Origin of the sequence: Mycobacterium sp. Marseille-P9652, assembly GCF_902652685.1 — a bacterium.
Taxonomy (GTDB): domain Bacteria; phylum Actinomycetota; class Actinomycetes; order Mycobacteriales; family Mycobacteriaceae; genus Mycobacterium.
This window is the reverse complement of sequence record NZ_CACRUY010000064.1, coordinates 1-20878: the sequence shown is the minus strand read 5'-3', so window position 1 is coordinate 20878 and position 20878 is coordinate 1. Positions and strand designations below refer to the sequence as shown.

The window sequence follows — 20878 nt, the reverse complement described above, 5'->3', positions numbered from 1 at the left end:
ATAGACACCGGATCAGAGGACGGACATGGCATCAGCACGACCGAACGTCTTGCAGTACATCCTGTACGCGTACGGCTTGCGCACCCTCCCGGACAGCATGCGGGACTGGGTGGCGCGCGACTTGGCGGGGAAGGGCGCGACGCGCCGTTTCATGCTGATGGCTGCCATTCCCCCGATTTTTGTGCTCGCCCCGTTCTGGCTGCTGCCGGCGTCGCTGTACGTGCACACCGAGATGACGGTGCCCATCTACATTTGGGCGCTGCTGGTATCGCTCGCCTTGAACAAGGTGTGGCGCAGGCACCGGCTGGCCCAGCACGGATTGGACCCCAACCTGGTGGACGTAGTCCGTCGCGAGAAGGACGCCAAGATGCACGAGGACTACATCCGGCGCTACGGGGAGCGGCCGAAATCCGCCGAGTGGCAGTCGAATTCGAACCCGTTCTTCTGACGGTCCCGAATCAGCCCGAGTAGCCCCACATTTGGGCCGACGTCGTTCCGCCGTTCGGGTAGGCGACGAATTCGACCGGCGTGCCGTCGGGGTCGCGGACGAAGAACATGCGCACGCCGCCGATATCGACGGGTTGCTGCTCGGGTTCGAAGCCCGCGGCGATGACGGCGGCCGCGGCAGCGTCGATGTCGCGGACGCTCAGCGAGATGTTCGTGTAGCCGAGCGTGTGACCGGATGGCCGGGCGAGGCTGCGGTGGGTGAACTGCAGGAGTTCGACGACGGTTCCGCCCAGCATCCCGCCGATCATGCGGCCGCGCGCCCCGGCCTCCCCCGTCACGGCTTCCATCGGCGGGCCGTCCAGTTCGACGTCGAAGAAGACGTCGAGACCGAGCAGGTCGCGGTAGAACCGCAGCGAGGCCTCCGCATCCGATACGGCGATGCAGATGTGGGAGAAGCCGGTGACGCCGATCGGGTGCTGGGTCATGGCGGAAGTCCTCGCTTACTCGGGGAAGGGATCAGCGCCTTCAACGTCGGCCCGGCAGGCAGACTTTCGGCCGACCGGATTGCGACGCCGTTTCAGTATGCGATCGCCCGGGCGGCCTGCGGCGGTGGGGCTGGTACCGAGCGTTCGCGGCGCCGACCCGGCCAACAGCGTCTGCCGCTTGCCCCGCAGTTCCGCGGCCAGGTCGTGCTCGAAGGCGGGCACCTCGAGCCCGCGCCGCTTCAGCTCGCGGGCGAGCGCCGCGATGAACAGCCCTTGGCCTGGGCGGCGGCAGCCGAGAACGGCCTGATCGTTCATGACATCCCTGGTCAATTTCGCTGCCGGGCAGGATGCGACCACCTCCAGTGAACGGCGCATGTCGAGCGTCGTGGTCACTCCACACGACGGTGACGCGCCCACCCCGACCACGCCCGCGACGGCAAAGCCGGCGCGCCGGTAATCCGCCACGTCGCGCGCGACCCGTCGAGCCAGACGCTTGTAAACGACTTTGGTCCACAGCAGGAAGCCGGCCAACAGAAGACCACGCAACGGATACAACGGTCCACCTCGACTGTCGTAGAGCCGCAAGCTGTGTCGCTTCAACACGCCGCCCCACGCCAGCCGCTCGGGGCAGGGCAGTTGATGAATTCCGTAGCCGCCCCGGATGAGTTCGTCGACAACCTCGGCTATGGCGCCGGGCCGCGTAGCCCCTCCCGCATAACGAGTGTTCTCGTTGAGCATGCAGTGCGAAACCAGGACGACGCGGCGGCCGCGTTCGTCGCGGAGCCGATCGAGCACGTCACGGGCAGACACATCGTTGTTCGGCATCAGAGGGACGCCGCACGAGGCTCCTGCCCTCGGGCCACCGCCTCGGCGCGGGGCCCCTCGGCAGGTGGCATGTTTGACGTCCCCAGCGTCCTCCGGGGTTTCGCAACCCAGCCGACGTACGCCAATGCCCCGCTCGCGATGATGTACGCGGCAGCCTCGGAGCCCATGTTTGCGGCGCCCCAGGAGATCCCGACGAGGAGCGGCGCGCTGACGGTTCCCGCCGCGATGGCAACGGCGTACACGACGTGGACACAGGCCAGCGCCGCGAACGACCCCGAGAGGAACTTGCACGCTTCGCGTTTCACGGTCGCTCCCTTCACTAGATAAAGTCTCAGACTCTGGTAAGGCCTCACCCGCCACTAGGGCCCGAAGGCCCGAATGCTGGGGAGATCGGTCCTCAGCGGAACGACGCCGACTTTCGGCGATCTCGCCGCCGGTGACTTTCGGCACTAGCGGAAGACACCGGCAACGGCTTGGCTTGAGCCACAGTCAATTCGGAGAGGCCGCATACCGGTGGTTCTGAATCCGGGGATTTCCGTGGGACTCCAGGTCGGCACGCAGCCGCCACTGGGCGCCCTGAGGACATTCATTCTCGCCGCACGTGCGATGCGTCTGGATTCGGTGATGGTCATCGACCACTTCCAGAATGTGTTCCCGACGGCCATCTGGGACACCGAGTTGACCTGGTTGGCTGCCGAGCGGGCCACGCCCCATGAGTTCTTCGACTACCAGGTGCTTTTCGGCTATCTGGCGCCCCGCGTGGGCGGGATGCGGCTGGGCGTCGGCGTCACCGAGCCGATCCGGCGCCATCCCCTGGTGATCGCCCAAGCGGTGACCACGCTGTCGTACCTGACCAAGCGCGCACCCATCCTCGGGATCGGGGCCGGTGAGCGGATGAATCTCGATCCCTATGGGCTCGACCACTCGGAGCCGGTCGCGCGACTGGAGGAGGCATTGCAGATCATTCGGATGTCTCTCACGGCGCAAGGACCGATCACCTTCTCCGGCAAGTTCTATCGGCTCGACGCCGCCAGGATGGATCTCAAGCCTGCGCCCGGTAGGCAGCCGGAGATCTGGGTCGCCGGTCACGGCCCCCGGATGCTGCGGTTGACCGGACGCTACGGGGACGGCTGGTATCCCACCGCAGTGGCGTCCCCCTCCGAGTACTCGGCCAAGCTGCGGTCGGTGCGCACCGCGGCCGCCGACGCGGGACGTGACCCCGGCGCCATCACTCCCGCCCTCCACCGATTCATGGTCGTCGGCGCGACCGAGCGAGAAACCCGGGCGATGCTGGAGACGAAGGCGATCCGAGCGCTCGGGTTGATGACACCGGACGACTTGTGGCGGCAATACGGACGAACTCATCCCTTCGGCGAGAACTTCAACCCGCTCGTCGACTTCGTGCCCGGCAATTTCGACCGCCCAACCCTGGACGAGGCCATCGCCGCCGTGCCGGTCGAGATGATCGCCGAAGGCCCGTTGCTGTGGGGTACGCCCCGGCAGGTCGTCGCCAAGTTGCGGGCCTTCGGCGACGCGGGGCTCCGCCATGTGGTTCTGGCGCCCGTCTCGGGTCTGGTGTCCAAGCGCGCGGCGCTGTACGGGCTGTGGGCCACCGGGCGAATCGCTCGATCGCTTCGCGGGACCGCGTCGCGATAGTTGGAGACGGCGCTCCACATGCCGGCGCGGTCATCTGCCGCCATCGCCGTTTTCAATGCTGTGAAAGCGGAAAAACATAGCCACATTCGTCACATTCGGCGTTAAGCTGCTGTTCGTGCGCGTGAAGGCGTTAGCCGAGGGCAAGGGCCGGTGGTGGGCGGCCGCGGCCACGGTCGCCCTCTCGGCGGCCATGCTGTACGCCCAGGCCACCGAGCATCCCCGGCACGTCCAACCCGCGGCGGCAAACCCGACTCCGGCGGCCGTCGTGGCGCCCGCGCCAACCGGGGCGCCGCCCAGTGGCCCGCCGCCGACCGCCAGCCCGGCCGAGGCAAATCAGTTGGCGGCCAACGCCCCTGTCGCGGCCCAGCCCTTCCAGATCGCGCTGCCCGCCGGCATCGCCCCCGAGCAAGGGCTGCAGGTCAAGACCATCTGGGCGGCTCGTTCGATCGAATTGCTGTTCCCGCAGATCAAGACGATCGGCGGGTACCGTCAGGATGCGTTGCCGTGGCATCCGAACGGCCTCGCGATCGACGTCATGATTCCCAATCACGACTCGCCCGAAGGCATCGAGCTGGGCAACCAGATCGCCGGGTACGCGCTGGCGAACGCGAAGAAATGGGGAATCAACCACGTGATCTGGCGGCAGAAGATCTACCTGGGCCCCACCTCCGGGAGCTGGACCGCCGACTTGGGCAACGAGACCGCCAACCACTACGACCATGTGCACATCGCCACGAACGGCGGCGGGTATCCCACCGGCCACGAGACGTACTACATCGGCTCGATGAACCCGGCGCCGCGGGAGTGATCGCCGCTCACGCTGGAAAGACCTGCGCGGCAATCGAATCGGGGCGGCGCTAGGACCTCGTCACGAGGCCTTGGCGTACCTCGGGACCATCTCGTCCTCACCGAACGTGCCCGTGTGCTGCAAGCCGTTGTCGTCGCGCCCAAAGAAGGTCCACTGTCGCGGTGTCGCCTGCGGGCCGCTGATCAGCTTGACCGTGAAACGCCGTTCCGTGGGGCGCAGGGTGCCGATGATGTCACCGACCTTGATCTGCGATGGATGGATCTGCGGTGCATCGCACCAGTTCTGTATGGCCACTTGAATCCATCCTCACGTTGTTGACGCCAGCCTACCGGTATCAGCGACCTCCCGTTGACCAATGCCCGATGGACATCCCACGCCGCGTTCGTAAAACGCGCCCCATGAGGCGCCGATGGCGTAGCGTCGAAAACGAGCCGTTTCGTTGTCACCGGTTGTCCACCGCGTTTTCGCGCACGACACCCTTGGGCAATGTCATTCCTCCGCTCGCCCGCGCCCGCGGCCGAAGCGATGCCCGAGCGTGAAAGAAGAATCGTGGACCACCCTCTGTCATCCGTCGTCATCGCTGCCGAACAGACTGTGGCGCAATGACTTACCCGCTGACGCGCCGGCGCCCGGAGAACCCCGTCCGGCTGTGTGTGGCGCGCGAATTGGGCGGCGACATCGACGGCGCGTGGTGGCCGCGCGCCGACCGCATCACCAACGAGTTGCCGGGCCTGGTTGCCGCCCTCACCCCGCTCATCGGGGAAATCGAGTCCATGAACGTCAATTGGCCACCCCTGCAGCGACCGCCCGACTTCAACTGGCCGGGATGGGAACACAAGCGCCAGCACGTCATGACGTTCCGCGGCCGCGAGGCGGAGATCAATCTGCTGATCATCCCCTACGCGACGTATAGCGGCCTCGCGCTGATGGTGCTGCGCCGCGCCGCGAACCTGCCCATCGACCCCGCCGACCGCGGCAAGCCCGCGTTCCTGACCGCCGGCTCGATCGTGCAGGCCGCCCGGCTGCAGCGCGCCGCCGGCTGCGTTTGAGAGAGCAGGCCGCGTCAGGCCAAGGGCGGCGCGGCTTCGATGGTCGCCAGTTCGGTGAGCCCGCTGATGTTGAAGACGCGCATCAGGAGGGGACTCGCGATCACCCGGATGTCGTCGGCGTGGGTGAACAGGACGTTGATGGCGGCGCTGTCGAGGTATTCCACGGCGCTGAGGTCCACGGTGAGCGGCCCGCCGTCGCTGCCGCGCTCGGCGATCGCCGCGGCGAGGGCTTGGGTGAAGGCGTCGATGTTGCTGAGGTCGATCTCGCCGACCGCCGTCAGCAGAAGTTCCCCGTCGTCGCGGCGTGCGGTGTCCAGGGTGAGCGATGTGGGCATCAGGTGATCCTCGCGGATAGGTGAACTGTCGTGCCGGCGGTCTCGGGCTTGATCGTGACGTCGTGCATGAGCGCTCGCATGAGGGTGATGCCCCGCCCGCGCCGCGAATTCTCAACGGCGTCGGGCGTTTTCCACGAGCCGGTGTCGGTGATCGTCATCTGCACCCGGTCCACCAGGGCGGTCGCGCGCAGGCTGATGATGCCCTCGGGGGTGTGGCGATGCCCGTGCTCGATGGCGTTGGCGACGGCTTCCCCGGCGGCGATCAGCACGTCGTGAGTCTGCTCGGGATCGACCGCGGCCTGGGTCAACCACTCGCGCAGGGCGGCGCGGGTGGGGGCCAGCTGGCTGACGTCGGCGGGGAAATCCATCTCCAGCGGCGCGGGGTGGCGGTAGATCAACAGCGCGACGTCGTCCTGATAGCCACCACCGGGCGCGAGCTGCGACATGATCCCGTTGGCGAGATCGTCCAGGCTCAGGGTGCGACCGTCCTGAACCATGCCGGCGACCCGGTCGATCCCCTGCTCCAGCGGCCTGCGGCGACGTTCGACCAGACCGTCGGTGTAGAGCAGCAGGGTCGCGCGGGGCGGGACGACGACCTTCGCCTCGGGGCGCGGCCAGTCGGGCCGTATCCCCAGCGGAATGGTGTGGCCGCCGTCGAGTATCTCGGTAGTGCCGTCGGCATGGACCAGGATGGGCGGCGGGTGACCGGCACTGGAGTACGTCAGTTCGCCGGTCCGGGGGTCGAGCACCGCGCACACGGCGGTGGTGCACTGCGCCCCGGGCAGGCGCGCGGCGAAGCGGTCCATCCCCGCCAGCGCGGCGCGGGGGCTTGGGTGGTCGAGCAGGAGCGCGCGGCAGGCGCTGCGCAGCTGTCCCATGACGGTGGCGGCGGCAAGGCCGTGGCCGACGCAGTCGCCGACGATCAACGCGATGCGCCCGTCCTCGAGGTCGACGACGTCGTACCAGTCACCGCCCACCTGCAGGGGCCGGCTGGCCGCCTGATAGCGCACCGCGAACCCGCTCGGGAGATGGGCGGGCCCGAGGATCGCGTGTTGCAGCGCCAGGGCGGTTTCGCGCTGCTGGTCGACCTGGTGCACGCGCTGCAGGCCCTGGCCGAGGCGGCCGGCCAGCACGGTGAGCAGTGTCTGGTCCTCGAGGGTGAACGGTCGTCGCTCGGCCAGCTCGATCCATACGACGAGGACTCCCTCGGGGTGCTGGAGGGCGATGCCCGCGGTTCCCGGCTTGGTGGTGTGCGGTGTGAGCAGGTCGCCCTCGCGCAGGGTGTTCAGCATGTCGCGCACCGTGGCCGGCAAGTCGGCCCATTGGCCGGGCTCGCCGACCGAGACCACGTGCGGCGGGGCATCGGTACTTGCCGCGGCGGCGTTGTGATTCGGGAACGTGACCGCAAGTACGCGGCGCGCCCGCCAGAGCCGGCGCAGCTCCTCCGCCGCGGCGTGGATCGCGTCGTCGACCGAATCGGCCTGGGCGAGTTCCTGATTAAGCGCGTGTTCGCGGCCCGCCGCCAGTGCCAGAGCGATGGCGGCGTGCCGGGCGAAGTCACTGACGAGCTCGAGGTAATCGTTGCCGAACGGCGGTTGCTGGGGGTGGCGCGCGACGGCGATGACTCCGAGCACGGCGTCGTCGGCGATCAGCGGCATGACGATCGCCGACCGCTCCCCGACGTCGGTGAATCCCTCGATGGGGTATTGGAAGGAGTCGGTGATGACGGGTTGCCCGCGGCGCGCGACGCCGCCGGTGGTGGAGGCGCCCATCGGGACCTGCTGGCCGATCACCTGCGAGGCGTACCGGCCCGCCGTCGCCGCCACCACGAGCGTGTCGACCTCGCCGGCAGGCACGTCGGGCTCCCTCGGGACGAGCAGGATGGCCTGTTCGGCGTCGGCCAGCTCCAGCGCCCGGTTGACGATGAGCTGCAGCGGTCCCGTCTGCGGGTCGCCGGACAGGAGCGCGGTCGTGATTTCCCGGCTGGCCTTCGTCCATTTCGCCGATTCGCGTTCGCGTTCGAACAGCCGCGCGTTGTCGATGGCCGCGGCCGCCGCGGTGGCCAGTGCCCGGACGGCGCCCTCCTGGGAGTCGGAGAACAGGCGGCCGCCGCGGTCGTCGGCGAGGTAGAGGCTGCCGAAGTCGGCCGATCGCACCGTGATCGGTATGCCGAGGAGCGCCCGGATGGGCGGGTCGTGCGCGTGTAGCCCGATCGTCGTCGGAAGAGCACTCACGTCGCTGACGCGAATTCCCTCGCCCACCGGCAACTCGCCGAGCCCGCGCGCGGTGGCTTCGTCGATCCCCGCATGGATGAACGAGGCAAGGGTGCCGTCGGGTGCGCGGATGCCCAGGGCCCCGTAGCGGGCGCCGGTCAGTTCCATCGCCCCGTCGACGACCCGGTGCAGCGTCACGTCCAAGTCCAGATCGGAACCGATCTCGACGATCACCCGGACCAGCTGTTCCATCTGGTCGCGGGCCGCCACAAGGTCGTCGAGCTGTTCGTGCACCCGGCTGACCAGCTCGCGCCGGCCCTGCCAGGTGAACGCCGATTCCCCCCGAGCGTCATCCATAAAACAAACCTAACGGTAACTTCCCTGTTTTCCGGCGTTTGAACCTCGCGATCGCCTGGGGGTGCTCCCGTCGCGAGGCCGACTCGCGCCGGGCTACCCGATAACAGGGGCCTCCGCTAGATGCCGAGTTCCTGATCGATCTGCGGCCAGTACTGCGGGCCGTCCAGGGTCAGGATGACCCAGTCGTGAATCTGGCCCGCGGCGAGGACGAAGTTCATCGGTACGTGGGCGGTCAAGGCTTTCTGCTCGAGGACGAGCGTGTCGGGCGACAGGATGTCCATGTTGCCCGAGTAGACGTACGTGGGCGGCAGTCCATTGAGCGATCCGTACAGCGGACTCACCATGGGGTCCTTCACCGACAGCGCGCCTGCCCACGCTCGGCCGATGTCTTGGGCGGGGCCGACCGGCAGCAGCGGATCCGCCACCAACGGAATGTTCGGGTTGGTCATCGACACGTCCAGCCACGGCGACAGCAGCACCATCGACGCCGGCAGGTGGCCACCGTGGCCCACCAGGTACTCGGCGGCCGCCAGCGCGAGGTTGCCGCCCGCGGAGTCACCGATGACGCTGACGTGGGGCGCCCCGGGCTGAGTGACGACCGAATTGATGTAGCTGGCCATCAGGGGCACGACCGTGCCGGCGGTCCCCCCCTGCTGCAGCAGCGGATAGATCGGCACCTCGAACGTCGCGCCGGTCTGGTAGGCCGTCACCGAGTAGTCGATCCAGTGGAAGATCGAGGGCGGCAGGATGAACGCGCCGCCGTGGATGGCCACGACAACGTCGCCGGTGGGGTGGGCCGGCGTGATCTGGACGACGTTCATTCCCTGGTAGTTGGTGTATGAGACCGTCTCCCCGAGCAGCAGGTTCAGGAACGGTGGCGGCTCGTTGCCGAGAACCCACGACAGTGGCGGCGCGTCGCTGGCCAAGAACTGCAGCAGCGGATTGGTCGGATTCGACAGGGTGGGTTCCAGGCCGGAGAAAGTGAGGAGGGGCTTGACCGGCAAGAGCGCGGCCTCTTCGATGCGGGTCGCCAACGACGGTGTGCCGTTGTAGGTGCCGCCGGTCAGTGCGCTGAACGGAGTGGCCGGCTGCCCGAAGATGTTGATGAAGATGTTGTTGGCCACCCCGGTGAAGCCGGTGGTCAACGCCGTGGTGGTCTGCTGGATCTCCTGCTCGATGAGGGCGAAGCCGTTCGTGGCGGCGGCGGCGGCCCCACCCGGCAGGCCGGGCAGGTTCTCCAGCGCCAGCTCCCACTGCCCCAGGTGCGCGACTGTTGCCGACGCGCTCGCGTGGTAGCCGCTCATCACGGCGACGTCGTGGGCCCACATCTGCTCGTATTCGGCCTCGGCGGCCGCGATCGCAGGAGCGTTCTGCCCGAACAGGTTTGACAGCACCAGCGACACCAGCTGACCGCGATTGGCCTGCACCAGTGATGGGTCGACGATGGTGGCGAGCGCGGCCTCGTAGGCGCTGGCGGCCGCCCGGGCCTGGGCCGCCGACTGCTCGGCCTGGGCGGCGGCGTTGCCCAACCAGTCGACGTAACGGGAGACGGCGTTCGTCATCGACGCCGACGACGGACCCTGCCAGGCCGCGGCCGTGAGGTCGGAGGTGACGGAGCCGTACCCGCTCGCCGCGGAGCTCAACTCACTGACGATCCCGTCCCAGGCAGACGCGGCCTCCAACAACGGCCCCGAACCCGGGCCGTCGAGAAGCAACAGCGAATTGATTTCGGGCGGCAACACCGAAAAGCTCATTTACCGCTTCCCCTCGATCAGCGCTTGAGCAGCCTTCCTCAAGGAACCTACATGGTGGGGGGATTTTGAGGAACGTTTCCCTCGCGGTTGCCTATCGGTCGCCGACCCGGACGCCGGAAAAGCGCTCGGCGCATTGGGTTTTCGGGGGGTTTTCGGAGGTTGCCGGAGGCTCGATCACAGCCAGCCGGTGCGGGCGGCGGCGACCGGTTCGGCGGGCGACGGTGCCAAGTCGCCGTCCCGCACGCCGTCGAGCATCCGTTTGACGACGGCGACGATCTCGGGGGCCGCCGCGGCGAGCCCGGCCTTGTCGGCTTCGCTGACCTCATCGGGGTCGACGCCCGCGCGGGCCAGCACGGCGGCCGGATCGGCCAGCTGGCCGGCCAGCCAGGAGACGGGGTCGGCCGACAGCTCCGGGACGAAGTTCCTGCGCCCGGGCTCCCAGCCGTCGAAGCGGGGGTGGTGGTGAGCCCGGTCCAACGTGCCGGGTGGGCTTTCGGTGGAGCCGAACAGGTCCACGCGCCAGACCGGGCGGTTGAAGGCGATCGGCACGCCGGCGTAGATCGATCCCCGGGGATCACCCCGGTCGACGACACGGAGTTCGAGTCTGACTCCCCGCTCGGGTGTCTCCTGGCCGGCCAGGGGGCGCGGGTCGACGAAGTACATGTCGCCGATGACGACGCCGAGGGCCTCGAATCCGAACGCTGCGAACATCGCGTGTGCCTTTCGTGCTGTGCCCTTTCGAGGGTACGCAGGGCGTGGTTTCGCGAGGGCAAGCCGTTCGGACAGTGCTTCGAGTTCGAAGCACTATCATCGGGGCGTGGCCGACTCGCTCAAACCCGCGCAGATGCGCACCTACTTCGCCCTGACCGAGGCGGTCAGCCTGCTGCAGTTCGCGGTGCGTCAGCAACTGCAGGAGGAGGGCGGACTCAGCTACGTGCAGTTCGAGATCCTGGCCAAACTGGCCGACGCCGACCGGCCGCTCACCATGACCGACCTGGCCGACGGGGTGGTCTACAGCCGCAGCGGCCTGACGCATCAGGCCGGGCTGCTCGAGGAGGCGGGCCTGATCACCCGGCGGACGAGCGCCGATGACCAGCGCGCCACCGTCGTCGAGATCACCGACGCCGGCCGCGCCCGCGTGGCGAAGGTCTTGCCGGGCCACGTCCAGGTGGTGCGCGACTTGCTGTACGGCTCGCTTTCCGATGAGGACGTGGACACCCTCGGTGACGTGATGGCCCGCGTCCGTGACCACATGAGGGAGCGTCCGCCCCCCTCGGCGATGTCGCGGAAAGCCCGCGCGCGCTGAGCGGCGCGAAGCGCCTCCCCGCGCCACATCCGAAATCCGCTTAAATCGGGGGTATGACCGAAAGCGGCCGCCACGCTCGCACCACCGGGACCGATGACGACGCGATAGCACATGAGGACGCGTCGCCGTTCGATCCCGAGCTCGTGCGCCTGGTGCAGTTCGTCAACGCCGTGGACGGCGCCGAGGTCGGCCTGACGCTGCACCTGAAGGGCTGCGTGGTGTCGGGGATGCTCATTTCGGTCGCGCAGTACTACCGGATGCTCGTGGAGGAGTTCACCGAACCGAACAGGTCGGGCGCACAAGCGAATCCGGAGGTCGCCGCGAGCTTTGCGAAGTTCTACCGGCCGGCGTTGGAGAAGGTGGAGAGAAGCCTCGAGGACAGCCGGACGGGCGAAGCGGCGGCGGAATTGCCGCGGCACATTCACTTTCGCCACGCGCAGACCGTCGTGGGCGGCCAGATCGCCGTCACGCGATCCCTGTGGCGCGGTCGGCTCGGCGAGGTCGACGGCTGGTCGTTCGGCAGTTTCGGCCCCGTCCGGTCGCCGAATCAGGGGGTCGATCTGTAGGGATGGAGTCGGGGCGTCCCACGCCGAGGTTGCGGTGGAGGTCGCTCCTCGGCGCGAACCGCCACCGTCGGAGCAATGTCGCCACCGGATCAGGAGACGCGCTACGTGCTGGCGAGGTCTGCCAGGAAGCCCGGCAACCGCCCGGCGCCGAAGTCGTAGAAGCGGGCCCATCGCGGTTCGATCGAGATCCGCACCATCCGCGGATACGTCGCCCGCACATTGCGCTCGAACTCGGGGAGCTCGGCTCCATCCATTGACCTACGCGCGGCCTCGAGATACTCGTCGGTGACGCCGTCGACGGTCTCCAGTGTGGCGATGCCGCGCACCAGAAGGGCCCTGGCTTCTTCCGGCGTGGAGCCGGCGTCGATCGTCAGCGCGACTTGCGGGCGGGACGCGAGCGCGCGGGCTTTCGGCGACGTTGGTGCGGTGGAGACGACGATGCGGTCGCCGGTCCAGAGGAAGCCCACGGGGATGACGCGGGGGAAGCCGTCGTGACCGTTGTAGGCCAGCCGCGCCGTGGACCCGGAGAGGAGCTCCCGCGCGCCGGGATGGTCGAGCTCGCGCGCCAGCTCTTCTGCTTTCATCGCGACATCTCCTGTGGTTGAGCGTATTTCGCTCTCAGTGCCCCGTGAACTCGTCCATGGAGTTGTACACGCCGACCCGGCGGAGGTACACGTCACGCAGCCGGACGGGAAACACAGCGGAGAGCACCTTGTTCAACTTCGACGTCCACGGCATCACGACGAACGGCTTGCCCACGAGCATCGCCGTCCACGTGCGATCGACAACGTCCTCCTGCTCGAGCATCGGGGTGAACAGGATGCCCTTGGCGCCCTCGAACATGCCCGTGTTGATGTACGTCGGGCAGACGGTCGTGACTTTGACGTGGTCGTGGCCGGCCTGTTCCAGCTCGAGCCGCAGGGAATCGGAGAATCCGATGGCCGCCCATTTCGAGGCGGCGTAGGCGGCCATGCGGGGAATGGCGTTCAGCCCGGCCGAGGACGCGATGTTGATCAGCCGGCACTCCGTGCTGGACGCGATCATCGCCGGGACAAACTCCCGGGCCACCAGCATGGGGCCGATGGAATTGACCTCCATGGTGAGCATGAAGTCCCGCGGGTTATTCTCCCAGAAATAGCCGTTGCCGCGCACGATGCCGGCGTTGTTGAACAGCACGTGGATGGTGCCGACGTCCGCGCGGACGCGCTCGGCCGCCTCGGCCACCCGCTCCTGCGAGGTGACGTCGACGGTCTCGACACGGACGTTGCCGCCGGCCGCCTCCAACTCCGCGGCGGTCTCCTTCAGCGCGGTCTCGTTGGCGTCCCAGAGGACCACCGTGGCGGCGCCCTCCTTGACGGCATTGGCGGCGAAGAGCTTGCCGAGGCCCATGGCAGCGCCGGTGACCAGGACGTTCGTTCCCCTGACGGACTGCATAACGGGCTCCTTCGAGGGTCGTTCGGCGAGTGATTCAGCTCGTTCCGTTCTACCGCAAAATACGGGATGGTCGATCGTCTTCGAGATGAGTTCCGCCGCGGTTGCCGGTCTGCATTCCCGATAGGCCATCAATCACCGGCGAGGAGAGTCCATGACCGCTACCTACACCTTCGACGTCTTTTCGAGCCTCGACGGATTCGGGGGCGTCAGCGGCGGCGACTGGGGCGGCTACTGGGGCAAGCAAGGCCCCGAGCTGCTCGACCGCCGCCTCGGGCTGTACGGCGGTGCGCAGCGAATGGTGTTTGGCGCCAATACATATCGGATGTTCGCTCGAATGTGGGCCGAGGGTACCGACGAGTCCGAGGTGCGCGATCCGTGGGTCACCCGGATGCGTGAGCTGCCGGCGACCGTTGTGTCGACCAGCCTGGAAGGGCCGCTCGAGTGGCCGGACGCGGATGTCGCGAGAGGTGATGCCGTGGAGATCATCGCCCGGGTCAAGGAAAGCTCTGAGGTTCCGTTGCGCTCGCACGGGAGCCTGTCGATGAACCGAGCGCTCATGGCGGCCGGGTTGGTCGACCGAGTCCAGGTGACGCTCTTTCCCGTCATCACCGGTCAGACCGGCGATGACCGGATCTTCGCAGGTGCGGCCGACTTCGACCTCGAGCTGATCGAGAGCCGAACGCTCGATGGCAGGATCCAGGAACTCGTTTATCGGCCCACCCTGCACGTCTGATTCCCGCGCCGGTGGTCACTCGGTCGCGAAGGCGAACACCGTCGTCGAGTCATAGGCGCGGCCGGGCTCCAGGGTGGTGGTCGGGAAGCTCGGGTGATTGGGCGAATCCGGGTAGTGCTGGGTCTCCATCGTGAATCCCGCCCCCTGCCGGTAGGCGTGGCCGCTGGTGCCGGTCAGGGACCCGTCGAGGAAGTTGGCCGTGTAGAACTGCACGCCCGGCTCGGTGGTGGAGACGGTCAGGGTGCGCCCGGTGTGGGGATCCTCGGCCCTGGCGGCCTCCACCATCCCGGCGTTGTCGCCACGGTTGATCACCCAGTTGTGGTCGTAGCCGTGGGCCAGCAACAGCTGCGGGTCGTTCGCCGTGATGCGCGCGCCGATCGCGGTCGGTGAGGTGAAGTCGAACGGCGTGCCCCGAACCGGGGTGATCTGGCCGGTCGGAATTTGCGTGGGGTCGGTGGGCGTGTAGCCGTCGGCGTGGATGGTGACCTTCTGGTCGTAGACGTCGAGCGCGTCCTCGCCCGCCAGGTTGAAGTAGCTGTGATTGGTCAGGTTGACCACGGTGGGCGCGTCGGTGGTGGCGTGATAGTCGATGCGGAGTTGGTTCTTCGGGTCCAGCGTGTAGGTGACGGTGGCCGTCAGTGTGCCGGGATAGCCCATTTCGCCTGCGGGACTGACGTATTGAAGACGCAGGGACACGCTGTCCCCGCCGCTTTGCTGGTTGCCCTGCCACACCTTCGTGTCGAAGCCCGCGGTGCCGCCGTGCAGGCTGTTGCCGTTGTTGTTGGTCGGCACGTGATACTCGTTGCCGTTCAACGGGAAAGATCCCTTGGCGATCCGGTTGCCGTAGCGGCCGATGATCGCTCCGAAGTAGGTCTTGCCGGGTCCGGTGTTGTTCAGGTAGCCGTCCAGGGTTGCGAAGCCCAGGACCACGTTGGCGGCGTGACCGGTGCGATCGGGGACTTCGAGCGACTGAATAGTGCCGCCGTAGTTGAGGATTCGCACGCGCATGCCGTGCCCGCTGTCGAGCGTGTAGCGGTTGACGGGGCTTCCGTTCACCTGGCCGAACGGCTCGCTGGTGATCGACGGAGGGCCCTGCGGCCTCGGCTCGGTGCTCATGTGGCTACATGCTGCCAAGCACGCGGCGGCCGCGACCAGCCGCAGGGGTCGTTTGCCGCGCATCACCGCCTCACTGGGCGGTCCATCCGCCGTCGATCGAGTAGGAGGAGCCGGTGATGGTGGCGGCCGCGTCGCCGGCCAGGAAGACCGCAAGGGCACCAATGTCCTCGGGGCTCGTGTAGCGCGCCAATGGCTGCTTCTCGGCGACGAACTCCTGCTTGGCCTCGTCGAACGGCTTCCCCACCGCGTCGGCGCGCGCCTGGACCTGCTGCGTCACCAGCGGCGTCATCACCCAGCCGGGGCAGATCGCGTTGCAGGTGATTCCGTGCTCGGCGGTTTCGATGGCCACGACCTTGGTGAGACCCACCACGCCGTGCTTGGCGGCGACGTAGGCAGCTTTCCCCGCGCTGGCCACCAGGCCGTGCGCCGAGGCGATGTTGATGATGCGCCCCCAACCCCGGCGTTTCATCCCGGGCACCGCGCATCGGCAGGTGTGGAAGACGGCCGACAGGTTCGTGGCGATCACCGCATCCCATTGCTCGGGTGGGAAGTCCTCCACGTTGGCGACGTACTGGATGCCCGCGTTGTTCACGAGGACATCGATGGCGCCGAATGTTTCCTCCGCCGCGCAGATCATGTCGGCGACCTCGGCCGGCTTGGTGACGTCGGCGGCCGAATACGCCGCCGTGACGCCGAACGCCTCCTCGATGCCGCGCCGCTGTTCTTCGACCGCTTTCGCGTCGCCGAAGCCGTTGAGCATCACGTTTGCCCCCTCGGCGGCGAAGGCGCGGGCGGTACCGAGGCCGATTCCCGACGTGGAGCCCGTCACGACGACCGACTTCCCGTTCATCATCCGACGATTGCCCTCCCTGCCGTCCGTACGGGGCCACTCCGGACTCTGAGACAGGCGGCGACGGGAGTCAAGTGACCCGTCAGATTCGTTGTCGGACAGCCCAAATCGGAAGCAGGGCGATTGACCGCGAATCGGTGACTTGGCCGCCAGACCGAGGATCAATCGCCGGCTGGTCGAATTGTCACCCGTGTGGGAGCGTCAGCCGCGCCAAGACCTGCCTACCGCTGGGACTCGTCGGGCTGTTCGCTGGCGAAACGCACCATCCGCTCGCTGAGGCGGATAAGCGGGTTTTCATGCCCGCTAGGCATGGTGTAGGCCAACCGACGCAACTCGACGGCGAAATCGTACAGATGTTGGCTCAGCGGGTCGGCAGTCATGAGATCGCGCTGAGTGCAGGCGCGCCGACGCACGCAGGTGAAAACATCTCCCCCGAACCTCCCCATTCGGTGCCGTCCACGTTGGGTGACATGGCGTCCTACGTGGCATCGTAGCTACTTCTCGGCAGTATTTACTACCAGCATTGTAGAAATATTTCTGGGGCGGAGCATTCGTGCCTGGCCGCCTCGCCGTGCCTCTCCCCGACCATCACTGGCGCCCCCGGCACCTGGGTAATCGGGAGGCCGTCATGGTTTCGCGGCCACACGACCGAAGCGAACGCGGGCACAAAACGTGTGCGAGCTTTCGGGGACCACGCCGCAACGCCATCCCTAGACGACCGGCACGTTGGGCACGCTCGGCGCGTCCGTCGGAGGTGCGTTGACGACGGATTGGAACTGCGGGCAGTAGGCCGCGATAGCCGCCCCGGTCAAATAAGCGCTGTCGGCGTTCGACCAACTGGTGCTGGTCGCCACGCCGGAAACAACGTCGCCGATTGATTCCCAAGGGTGGGAGTCCAGCCGACCGCACACATCAACCATGGCCACGCGGATCGCGTCCACGGGGTCGCCGTACTGAACGCCGTGGTTATCGAGGTCTTGGAGAAATGAATCGTCAACGGAGTCCGCGCGGGCCGGCCCCGCGAAACCGATCCCGGCAACCACCGATTCACCGGCGAAGATCGCTGCTGCGATGAGAACTGCGCGGACGAGCATGCGCCCAAACTCCCTCAAATCACTGACGTTGCTAGACCGATGGCAGCGTATGCGCCTGCGAGGTGAGCGGCATCGGGATTCAAGAAATTCCCGCAGTGAGCTCTGGCTACTAGGCGATTGTCATCTCGTCTTGAGAATTAACCTGGTCGCAGCAGTTCAAAAGATGTATGGGTTGGCCGGGTCGACAGGATTTGACCCTGCGAGCACCTGCGCGCCCGTCCGACCTCGGTTGAATTTCCTTGGCCCCGAACAACGAGGGGGTGCAGTCTGGTCGGCAAGAACCGTTTCGTTCAGGCGGCGGCTGCTCGAATACGCGGGCCCCGTGGGCGCGATCACGAGCCTTTCGGCGTCGACTTATGGCGATGCTCTCGGTCAATCAGTCTCCGCCACCTGTCGGTGACATGGTCGGACTGACGCTCGAGCGGGGGCTTGGGCAAAGCTGCGGCGTGCGCGGGATCGGCACCGAGGAATTGCAAAACTCGCGCAATCTCCGCGGAATAATTGGCGTCTAGCTCTTCGTACCGGACCGTCAAAACGGTGCGACGCCGGGTGGTGAAGTAATCGATCCATGCTGCTTGTTCAGCCCCGAGGATGCGTTCTATCTCCGTAATCTGCTCGTACGTCGGCGCGACGCCGGTGAGGTCGGCGGCGGCCTCACCGGGTGTAGGGCGGGCCATATAGAGCCCCCACGGACGCACACTTCTCGACGAACCCCGCGCACGAAACCACTCGCCCGTCGTTTCGGCACGAAACAGCGATAGGGCCTGAGCGCGCTTATCGCCACGCACAATATTCACGAAAACCGCTGCCGGAAAGAGTTTTTCGAGAACGATTCCCGGATCGCCAACCATTCCCAGGGCCTGCGCAAGCGTAACGACATGCCGCCAATGAATTTTCACGCCCCGAACACCATTCTCGGTCGCCGCGAACGCCATGACCTTCGCCAGGTATTCGCCCCATGAGCAATTCACCGGCAGTCTCAGATCTTCTTTGTAGGCCCCGATGTGGTCGGGCGTGAAGTACTCCTCGGGCCGGCCGGCAACTCCTGTTGCAACGAGGCCCGCGGCCAGAAGTGAGCTACCCGAACGAGGAGTCGAGGCGATGACATAACTTGCATGTCTCATAACCTTCGAACCCTCCGAGATTGCTCGTACGCTCGCACGCCGCCACTGGAGAAGTTTTATGTATTGTCCCCAGTGTGTCGAGCGGGCTTACGATCGCTACCACGACGTTCGACGACACTTGACGAGGATGCACTCTATGTCTCGAACATTCGATGATCTGGTGGCCGAAGCCAATTCGGTATGCGTTGACGGCTGGGACTTCTCCTGGCTCGACGGGCGTGCGACCGAGGAAAGGCCGTCCTGGGGCTACCAGCGGTTGCTGAGCAACCGTTTGGCGACGGTCTCGACCGCGCTGGACATCCACACCGGAGGCGGGGAGGTGCTGGCCGGCGCGGGACCGTTTCCACCCACCATGGCGGCCATCGAGACCTGGCCCCCTAACGCGGCCCTGGCAACCAAACGCTTACATCCGCTCGGCGTGGTGGTCGTCGCGACCCGAGATGAGCCACCGTTGCCGTTCGCTGACGAAGCGTTCGACCTCGTGACCACGCGTCATCCGATCTCCGTGTGGTGGACCGAAATCCTTCGAGTGCTTCGTCCGGGCGGCACCTACTTGGCACAACACATCGGGCCCGCGACGGTGCGCGAGCTGGTCGAGTACTTCACCGCGCCGCAATTAGAGATATGGGCCGAGTTGCATCCCGACACCGTGCGTGCGCAGGCACAAGCCGCGGGCCTGCAGATCGTGGATGTGCGCATGGAGCGGCTGCGGGCCGAATTCTTCGACATCGGCGCCGTTGTCTACTTCCTGCGCAAAGTGGTTTGGACGGTGCCTGACTTCACTGTGGAGCGGTATCGGGACCGGCTTCGGAAGCTTCACGAACAGATCGAGCGCGAGGGACCGTTCGTCGCGCATTCGACCCGGCTCCTCGTTGAGGCCCGTAAGCCCGAGTGATCGGCCGCCGCCGGCGCCCACAACCCTGCCCATTGTTTTCCTGACTCTGGCGATCGGACCAGTGCGTCAGTGACCCGCCTAGACCAACGGGCCTTGAGGGCCAGGCGCGCCCGAGGGATCGGCTCCGTGTATCGGCGGGCCGTACGCCGGCGTCTGGGGGCCGTACCCCGGCGTCGACGGGCCGTACCCCGGCATCGACGGTCCGTACGCCGGTGTCGACGGGCCGTAGCCCGGTGTCGACGGTCCGTAGCCCGGTGCGGACGGGCCGTACCCCGGCATCGACGGTCCATACCCCGGTGCCGAGGGGCCGTACCCCGGCGTCGACGGGCCGTACGCCGGTATCGATGGGCCGTACCCCGGTGTCGACGGGCCGTACCAAGGCACCGACGGCCCAAATCCGGGCACCTCCTGGCCGGTCCCAGCCAAAAGCTTGGACGCAACGAAAGCCGCTGCCTGAGTGGTGTACACGGGGATGTAGCCCTCGCTGTGCCCCCTCCACTCGTTACCGGGACCTGCGTGACAAATCGGGTCGTTCGGGTTGCACAGATCGATCGCCTTGGAACCGAACGCGACGCTCTGAACGGGCAGCGATCCACCTGCGCGGTCGGCCACGTTGCCAAAAGTAGCGACCGCTGCGACGTTGTTCGCGTACTCCGGCGGTAGCAAATTGCCCCAGTTGATGCCGCCGATGGGAACGCCGGAAACGATGTCGATCACGGTCGCGCCTTGCGAAAATCCGCCCAGCACGATCTTGGTGTTTGGGCAGGACGACACCGTGGATTTGACGTGGGAAATGGCGTCATTGGCGCCGTCTCCGCCATGCAGCTGCAGGGTGTCGGCGGGATAGTTAACCGCGTAGGTCCTGATGTTCAAGCCGCCGGTCTGCTCGCGCAGCGAGCCGACGAATGCGTCGCCGACCCGACCAAGACCCGGTGGCTCGCCAGTGCCTCGCGCGAAGACGACTTCGGCATCGGGGCAGCTTTCGGCCGAGGCAACCGACGTCGTGTTGGGCGCGAAAAGGCCGGCGGCGGCGACCAGTACGGAAGCTAACGGGCCGACCCAGCGACCCGCTGATTGCACGCTGCCCGAGGCGTTTTCCGACCGCATACCCAACCCTCCGGCAAAACTTTACCTGTCTCCGGGACGTAACAAAAGCCCTGTTTGACCTGCGCTTAGCCGGGGCGCTCAACCCGCGGATCAAACGTGCAGTTACTATTCATCGTTGAGCGCCGCCTGTCCCTCCGCACGCTGGCCAAATCCTCCAGAGTGATGACTCTTCGACGCTGAACGGCGCCCACAAGACTCTCCCTGACTGCCGCGGCGGCTGAAATGGCCAGCATGGTCAACGGCTACGCACGACTCCGAGCGTGTGAAGGGAGATACCCCGCTGCCCCTTCTTGAGCAGGCGGCCGGCCCCGCGCCGCGGGTGTTCATAAGTTGACACCGTTGCGAACGCTCGCGGCGCTAGCGAAAAGGGCCGCGGGGCAACACGTTTGGTGCGGCATAGCCGGCTTCCGACACTCAGCGTTCTTAAGTGAACGTCCGCGGCGACCGGGATTGCCCGCAAACTTCAGGCGGCTGGAACGAGGCGGGTTCATGGCCGGATCATTCCCGCCCGGCGGCGCGTCGTCGGCTATCGCGGCGCCGGTCGGTGCTAGGCGCCGCCGTCGCCGCCGCGACCTCCGACGCTGCTGCCTCCATTGACCAACACGTTGGCTCCGCCACCGCCACCCCCGCCGATGCCTGCGTTGCCGCCGGTCCCGCCCGGGCCGACGCCGGTCTCGCCTGGGCTGCCTCCGGCTCCGCCTAAGCCGCCACCGTACCCAAGGCC

24 protein-coding genes are annotated in these 20878 nt (G+C 67.0%); 8 read left to right on the top strand and 16 right to left on the bottom strand.

Annotation, left to right across the window (positions count from 1 at the left end; genetic code table 11):
- The first annotated feature begins 25 nt into the window (after positions 1-25).
- Positions 26-448 carry a DUF5313 domain-containing protein gene (locus GPY60_RS23295; RefSeq protein WP_156690058.1) on the top strand — a complete coding sequence of 141 codons (423 nt, stop codon included), beginning with the start codon at positions 26-28 and terminating at the stop codon, positions 446-448.
- A gap of 10 nt (positions 449-458) precedes the next feature.
- Here GPY60_RS23295 and GPY60_RS23290 read toward each other — a convergent pair whose 3' ends face one another.
- From GPY60_RS23290 to GPY60_RS23280, 3 genes are read right to left on the bottom strand one after another with little or no spacing between them, the layout of a single operon-like run.
- Positions 459-932 (bottom strand): VOC family protein, encoded by a 474-nt coding sequence (locus tag GPY60_RS23290; RefSeq protein ID WP_156690057.1) that lies wholly within the window; start codon positions 930-932, stop codon positions 459-461.
- A 15-nt stretch (positions 933-947) separates the two neighbouring features.
- Entirely contained in the window at positions 948-1757 is an 810-nt protein-coding gene (locus GPY60_RS23285) for a 2-thiouracil desulfurase family protein (protein ID WP_156690056.1), read from the bottom strand.
- A complete protein-coding gene (locus GPY60_RS23280) occupies positions 1757-2062 on the bottom strand; it encodes a hypothetical protein (RefSeq protein ID WP_156690055.1) in 306 nt (101 codons plus the stop codon). Before GPY60_RS23280 ends, GPY60_RS23285 begins: the two co-directional genes overlap by 1 nt.
- A 232-nt stretch (positions 2063-2294) precedes the next feature.
- Between GPY60_RS23280 and GPY60_RS23275 the strand changes: the two genes are divergently transcribed.
- On the top strand, positions 2295-3413 hold the full coding sequence (locus GPY60_RS23275; protein ID WP_231639797.1) for an LLM class flavin-dependent oxidoreductase: 1119 nt from the start codon (positions 2295-2297) through the stop codon (positions 3411-3413).
- Positions 3414-3528: 115 nt separating this feature from the next.
- The gene (locus GPY60_RS23270; RefSeq protein WP_156690054.1) at positions 3529-4221 is read left to right on the top strand and encodes a glycoside hydrolase; all 693 of its coding nucleotides are present in this window, start codon (positions 3529-3531) and stop codon (positions 4219-4221) included.
- 60 nt (positions 4222-4281) lie between these two features.
- Here the strand turns inward: GPY60_RS23270 and GPY60_RS23265 are convergent, their stop codons facing one another.
- Positions 4282-4515 carry a hypothetical protein gene (locus GPY60_RS23265; RefSeq protein ID WP_156690053.1) on the bottom strand — a complete coding sequence of 78 codons (234 nt, stop codon included), beginning with the start codon at positions 4513-4515 and terminating at the stop codon, positions 4282-4284.
- 308 nt (positions 4516-4823) lie between these two features.
- Here GPY60_RS23265 and GPY60_RS23260 point away from each other — a divergent pair, with 308 nt between their 5' ends.
- Positions 4824-5270: a DUF5994 family protein gene (locus GPY60_RS23260; protein WP_156690052.1), complete on the top strand. Its 447-nt coding sequence runs from the start codon at positions 4824-4826 to the stop codon at positions 5268-5270.
- 14 nt (positions 5271-5284) lie between these two features.
- Here GPY60_RS23260 and GPY60_RS23255 read toward each other — a convergent pair whose 3' ends face one another.
- The 4 genes from GPY60_RS23255 to GPY60_RS23240 form a co-directional block, all read right to left on the bottom strand.
- Entirely contained in the window at positions 5285-5605 is a 321-nt protein-coding gene (locus GPY60_RS23255; protein ID WP_156690051.1) for an STAS domain-containing protein, read from the bottom strand.
- Positions 5605-8175, bottom strand: coding sequence for a SpoIIE family protein phosphatase (locus GPY60_RS23250; protein WP_156690050.1), 2571 nt, complete (start codon positions 8173-8175; stop codon positions 5605-5607). The genes GPY60_RS23255 and GPY60_RS23250 overlap by 1 nt, the downstream gene beginning before the upstream one ends.
- 116 nt (positions 8176-8291) lie before the next feature.
- Entirely contained in the window at positions 8292-9929 is a 1638-nt protein-coding gene (locus GPY60_RS23245) for a PPE family protein (protein WP_197283799.1), read from the bottom strand.
- A 174-nt stretch (positions 9930-10103) separates the two neighbouring features.
- Entirely contained in the window at positions 10104-10640 is a 537-nt protein-coding gene (locus GPY60_RS23240; protein ID WP_156690049.1) for a hypothetical protein, read from the bottom strand.
- A gap of 106 nt (positions 10641-10746) precedes the next feature.
- On the opposite strand from GPY60_RS23240, the gene GPY60_RS23235 reads away from it, so the two are divergent.
- Complete coding sequence (locus GPY60_RS23235; RefSeq protein ID WP_156690048.1) at positions 10747-11235, top strand: MarR family winged helix-turn-helix transcriptional regulator; 489 nt, start codon at positions 10747-10749, stop codon at positions 11233-11235.
- A gap of 53 nt (positions 11236-11288) precedes the next feature.
- Positions 11289-11801, top strand: a complete 513-nt coding sequence (locus GPY60_RS23230; RefSeq protein WP_156690047.1) for a hypothetical protein — start codon at positions 11289-11291, stop codon at positions 11799-11801.
- A 101-nt stretch (positions 11802-11902) separates the two neighbouring features.
- Here the strand turns inward: GPY60_RS23230 and GPY60_RS23225 are convergent, their stop codons facing one another.
- On the bottom strand, positions 11903-12385 hold the full coding sequence (locus tag GPY60_RS23225) for a pyridoxamine 5'-phosphate oxidase family protein (protein ID WP_156690046.1): 483 nt from the start codon (positions 12383-12385) through the stop codon (positions 11903-11905).
- Between the two features lie 34 nt (positions 12386-12419).
- Positions 12420-13235 (bottom strand): SDR family NAD(P)-dependent oxidoreductase, encoded by an 816-nt coding sequence (locus GPY60_RS23220; protein ID WP_156690045.1) that lies wholly within the window; start codon positions 13233-13235, stop codon positions 12420-12422.
- A 151-nt stretch (positions 13236-13386) separates the two neighbouring features.
- On the opposite strand from GPY60_RS23220, the gene GPY60_RS23215 reads away from it, so the two are divergent.
- On the top strand, positions 13387-13968 hold the full coding sequence (locus GPY60_RS23215; protein ID WP_156690044.1) for a dihydrofolate reductase family protein: 582 nt from the start codon (positions 13387-13389) through the stop codon (positions 13966-13968).
- A gap of 15 nt (positions 13969-13983) precedes the next feature.
- On the opposite strand, the gene GPY60_RS23210 is transcribed toward GPY60_RS23215, so the two are convergent.
- The 5 genes from GPY60_RS23210 to GPY60_RS23195 all read right to left on the bottom strand — a co-directional run bounded on the left by GPY60_RS23210 (position 13984) and on the right by GPY60_RS23195 (position 18152).
- A complete protein-coding gene (locus GPY60_RS23210) occupies positions 13984-15084 on the bottom strand; it encodes an aldose epimerase family protein (protein ID WP_231639796.1) in 1101 nt (366 codons plus the stop codon).
- Between the two features lie 70 nt (positions 15085-15154).
- Entirely contained in the window at positions 15155-15934 is a 780-nt protein-coding gene (locus tag GPY60_RS23205) for a 3-hydroxybutyrate dehydrogenase (RefSeq protein WP_304610744.1), read from the bottom strand.
- Positions 15935-16155: 221 nt separating this feature from the next.
- The gene (locus GPY60_RS26730) at positions 16156-16314 is read right to left on the bottom strand and encodes a hypothetical protein (RefSeq protein WP_197283798.1); all 159 of its coding nucleotides are present in this window, start codon (positions 16312-16314) and stop codon (positions 16156-16158) included.
- 330 nt (positions 16315-16644) lie between these two features.
- Complete coding sequence (locus tag GPY60_RS23200; RefSeq protein ID WP_156690041.1) at positions 16645-17028, bottom strand: DUF732 domain-containing protein; 384 nt, start codon at positions 17026-17028, stop codon at positions 16645-16647.
- 332 nt (positions 17029-17360) lie between these two features.
- A complete protein-coding gene (locus tag GPY60_RS23195) occupies positions 17361-18152 on the bottom strand; it encodes a Stf0 family sulfotransferase (RefSeq protein ID WP_156690040.1) in 792 nt (263 codons plus the stop codon).
- Between the two features lie 136 nt (positions 18153-18288).
- Between GPY60_RS23195 and GPY60_RS23190 the strand changes: the two genes are divergently transcribed.
- Positions 18289-19047: a class I SAM-dependent methyltransferase gene (locus GPY60_RS23190; protein ID WP_156690064.1), complete on the top strand. Its 759-nt coding sequence runs from the start codon at positions 18289-18291 to the stop codon at positions 19045-19047.
- 78 nt (positions 19048-19125) lie between these two features.
- Here the strand turns inward: GPY60_RS23190 and GPY60_RS23185 are convergent, their stop codons facing one another.
- Entirely contained in the window at positions 19126-20154 is a 1029-nt protein-coding gene (locus GPY60_RS23185) for a cutinase family protein (RefSeq protein ID WP_156690039.1), read from the bottom strand.
- Positions 20155-20878 lie beyond the last annotated feature (724 nt).

Excerpts from the sequence above, each read along its gene's own strand:
- GPY60_RS23260 (WP_156690052.1), top strand. The coding sequence starts at position 4,824 with ATGACTTACCCGCTGACGCGCCGGCGCCCGGAGAACCCCGTCCGGCTG.
- GPY60_RS23185 (WP_156690039.1), bottom strand. The coding sequence starts at position 20,154 with ATGCGGTCGGAAAACGCCTCGGGCAGCGTGCAATCAGCGGGTCGCTGG.
- GPY60_RS23240 (WP_156690049.1), bottom strand. The coding sequence starts at position 10,640 with ATGTTCGCAGCGTTCGGATTCGAGGCCCTCGGCGTCGTCATCGGCGAC.
- GPY60_RS23230 (WP_156690047.1), top strand. The coding sequence starts at position 11,289 with ATGACCGAAAGCGGCCGCCACGCTCGCACCACCGGGACCGATGACGAC.
- GPY60_RS23220 (WP_156690045.1), bottom strand. The coding sequence starts at position 13,235 with ATGCAGTCCGTCAGGGGAACGAACGTCCTGGTCACCGGCGCTGCCATG.
- GPY60_RS23245 (WP_197283799.1), bottom strand. The coding sequence starts at position 9,929 with ATGAGCTTTTCGGTGTTGCCGCCCGAAATCAATTCGCTGTTGCTTCTC.
- GPY60_RS23295 (WP_156690058.1), top strand. The coding sequence starts at position 26 with ATGGCATCAGCACGACCGAACGTCTTGCAGTACATCCTGTACGCGTAC.
- GPY60_RS23210 (WP_231639796.1), bottom strand. The coding sequence starts at position 15,084 with ATGAGCACCGAGCCGAGGCCGCAGGGCCCTCCGTCGATCACCAGCGAG.
- GPY60_RS23190 (WP_156690064.1), top strand. The coding sequence starts at position 18,289 with ATGTCTCGAACATTCGATGATCTGGTGGCCGAAGCCAATTCGGTATGC.
- GPY60_RS26730 (WP_197283798.1), bottom strand. The coding sequence starts at position 16,314 with ATGACTGCCGACCCGCTGAGCCAACATCTGTACGATTTCGCCGTCGAG.
- GPY60_RS23250 (WP_156690050.1), bottom strand. The coding sequence starts at position 8,175 with ATGGATGACGCTCGGGGGGAATCGGCGTTCACCTGGCAGGGCCGGCGC.
- GPY60_RS23290 (WP_156690057.1), bottom strand. The coding sequence starts at position 932 with ATGACCCAGCACCCGATCGGCGTCACCGGCTTCTCCCACATCTGCATC.
- GPY60_RS23255 (WP_156690051.1), bottom strand. The coding sequence starts at position 5,605 with ATGCCCACATCGCTCACCCTGGACACCGCACGCCGCGACGACGGGGAA.
- GPY60_RS23205 (WP_304610744.1), bottom strand. The coding sequence starts at position 15,934 with ATGAACGGGAAGTCGGTCGTCGTGACGGGCTCCACGTCGGGAATCGGC.
- GPY60_RS23195 (WP_156690040.1), bottom strand. The coding sequence starts at position 18,152 with ATGAGACATGCAAGTTATGTCATCGCCTCGACTCCTCGTTCGGGTAGC.
- GPY60_RS23215 (WP_156690044.1), top strand. The coding sequence starts at position 13,387 with ATGACCGCTACCTACACCTTCGACGTCTTTTCGAGCCTCGACGGATTC.
- GPY60_RS23285 (WP_156690056.1), bottom strand. The coding sequence starts at position 1,757 with ATGCCGAACAACGATGTGTCTGCCCGTGACGTGCTCGATCGGCTCCGC.
- GPY60_RS23200 (WP_156690041.1), bottom strand. The coding sequence starts at position 17,028 with ATGCTCGTCCGCGCAGTTCTCATCGCAGCAGCGATCTTCGCCGGTGAA.
- GPY60_RS23225 (WP_156690046.1), bottom strand. The coding sequence starts at position 12,385 with ATGAAAGCAGAAGAGCTGGCGCGCGAGCTCGACCATCCCGGCGCGCGG.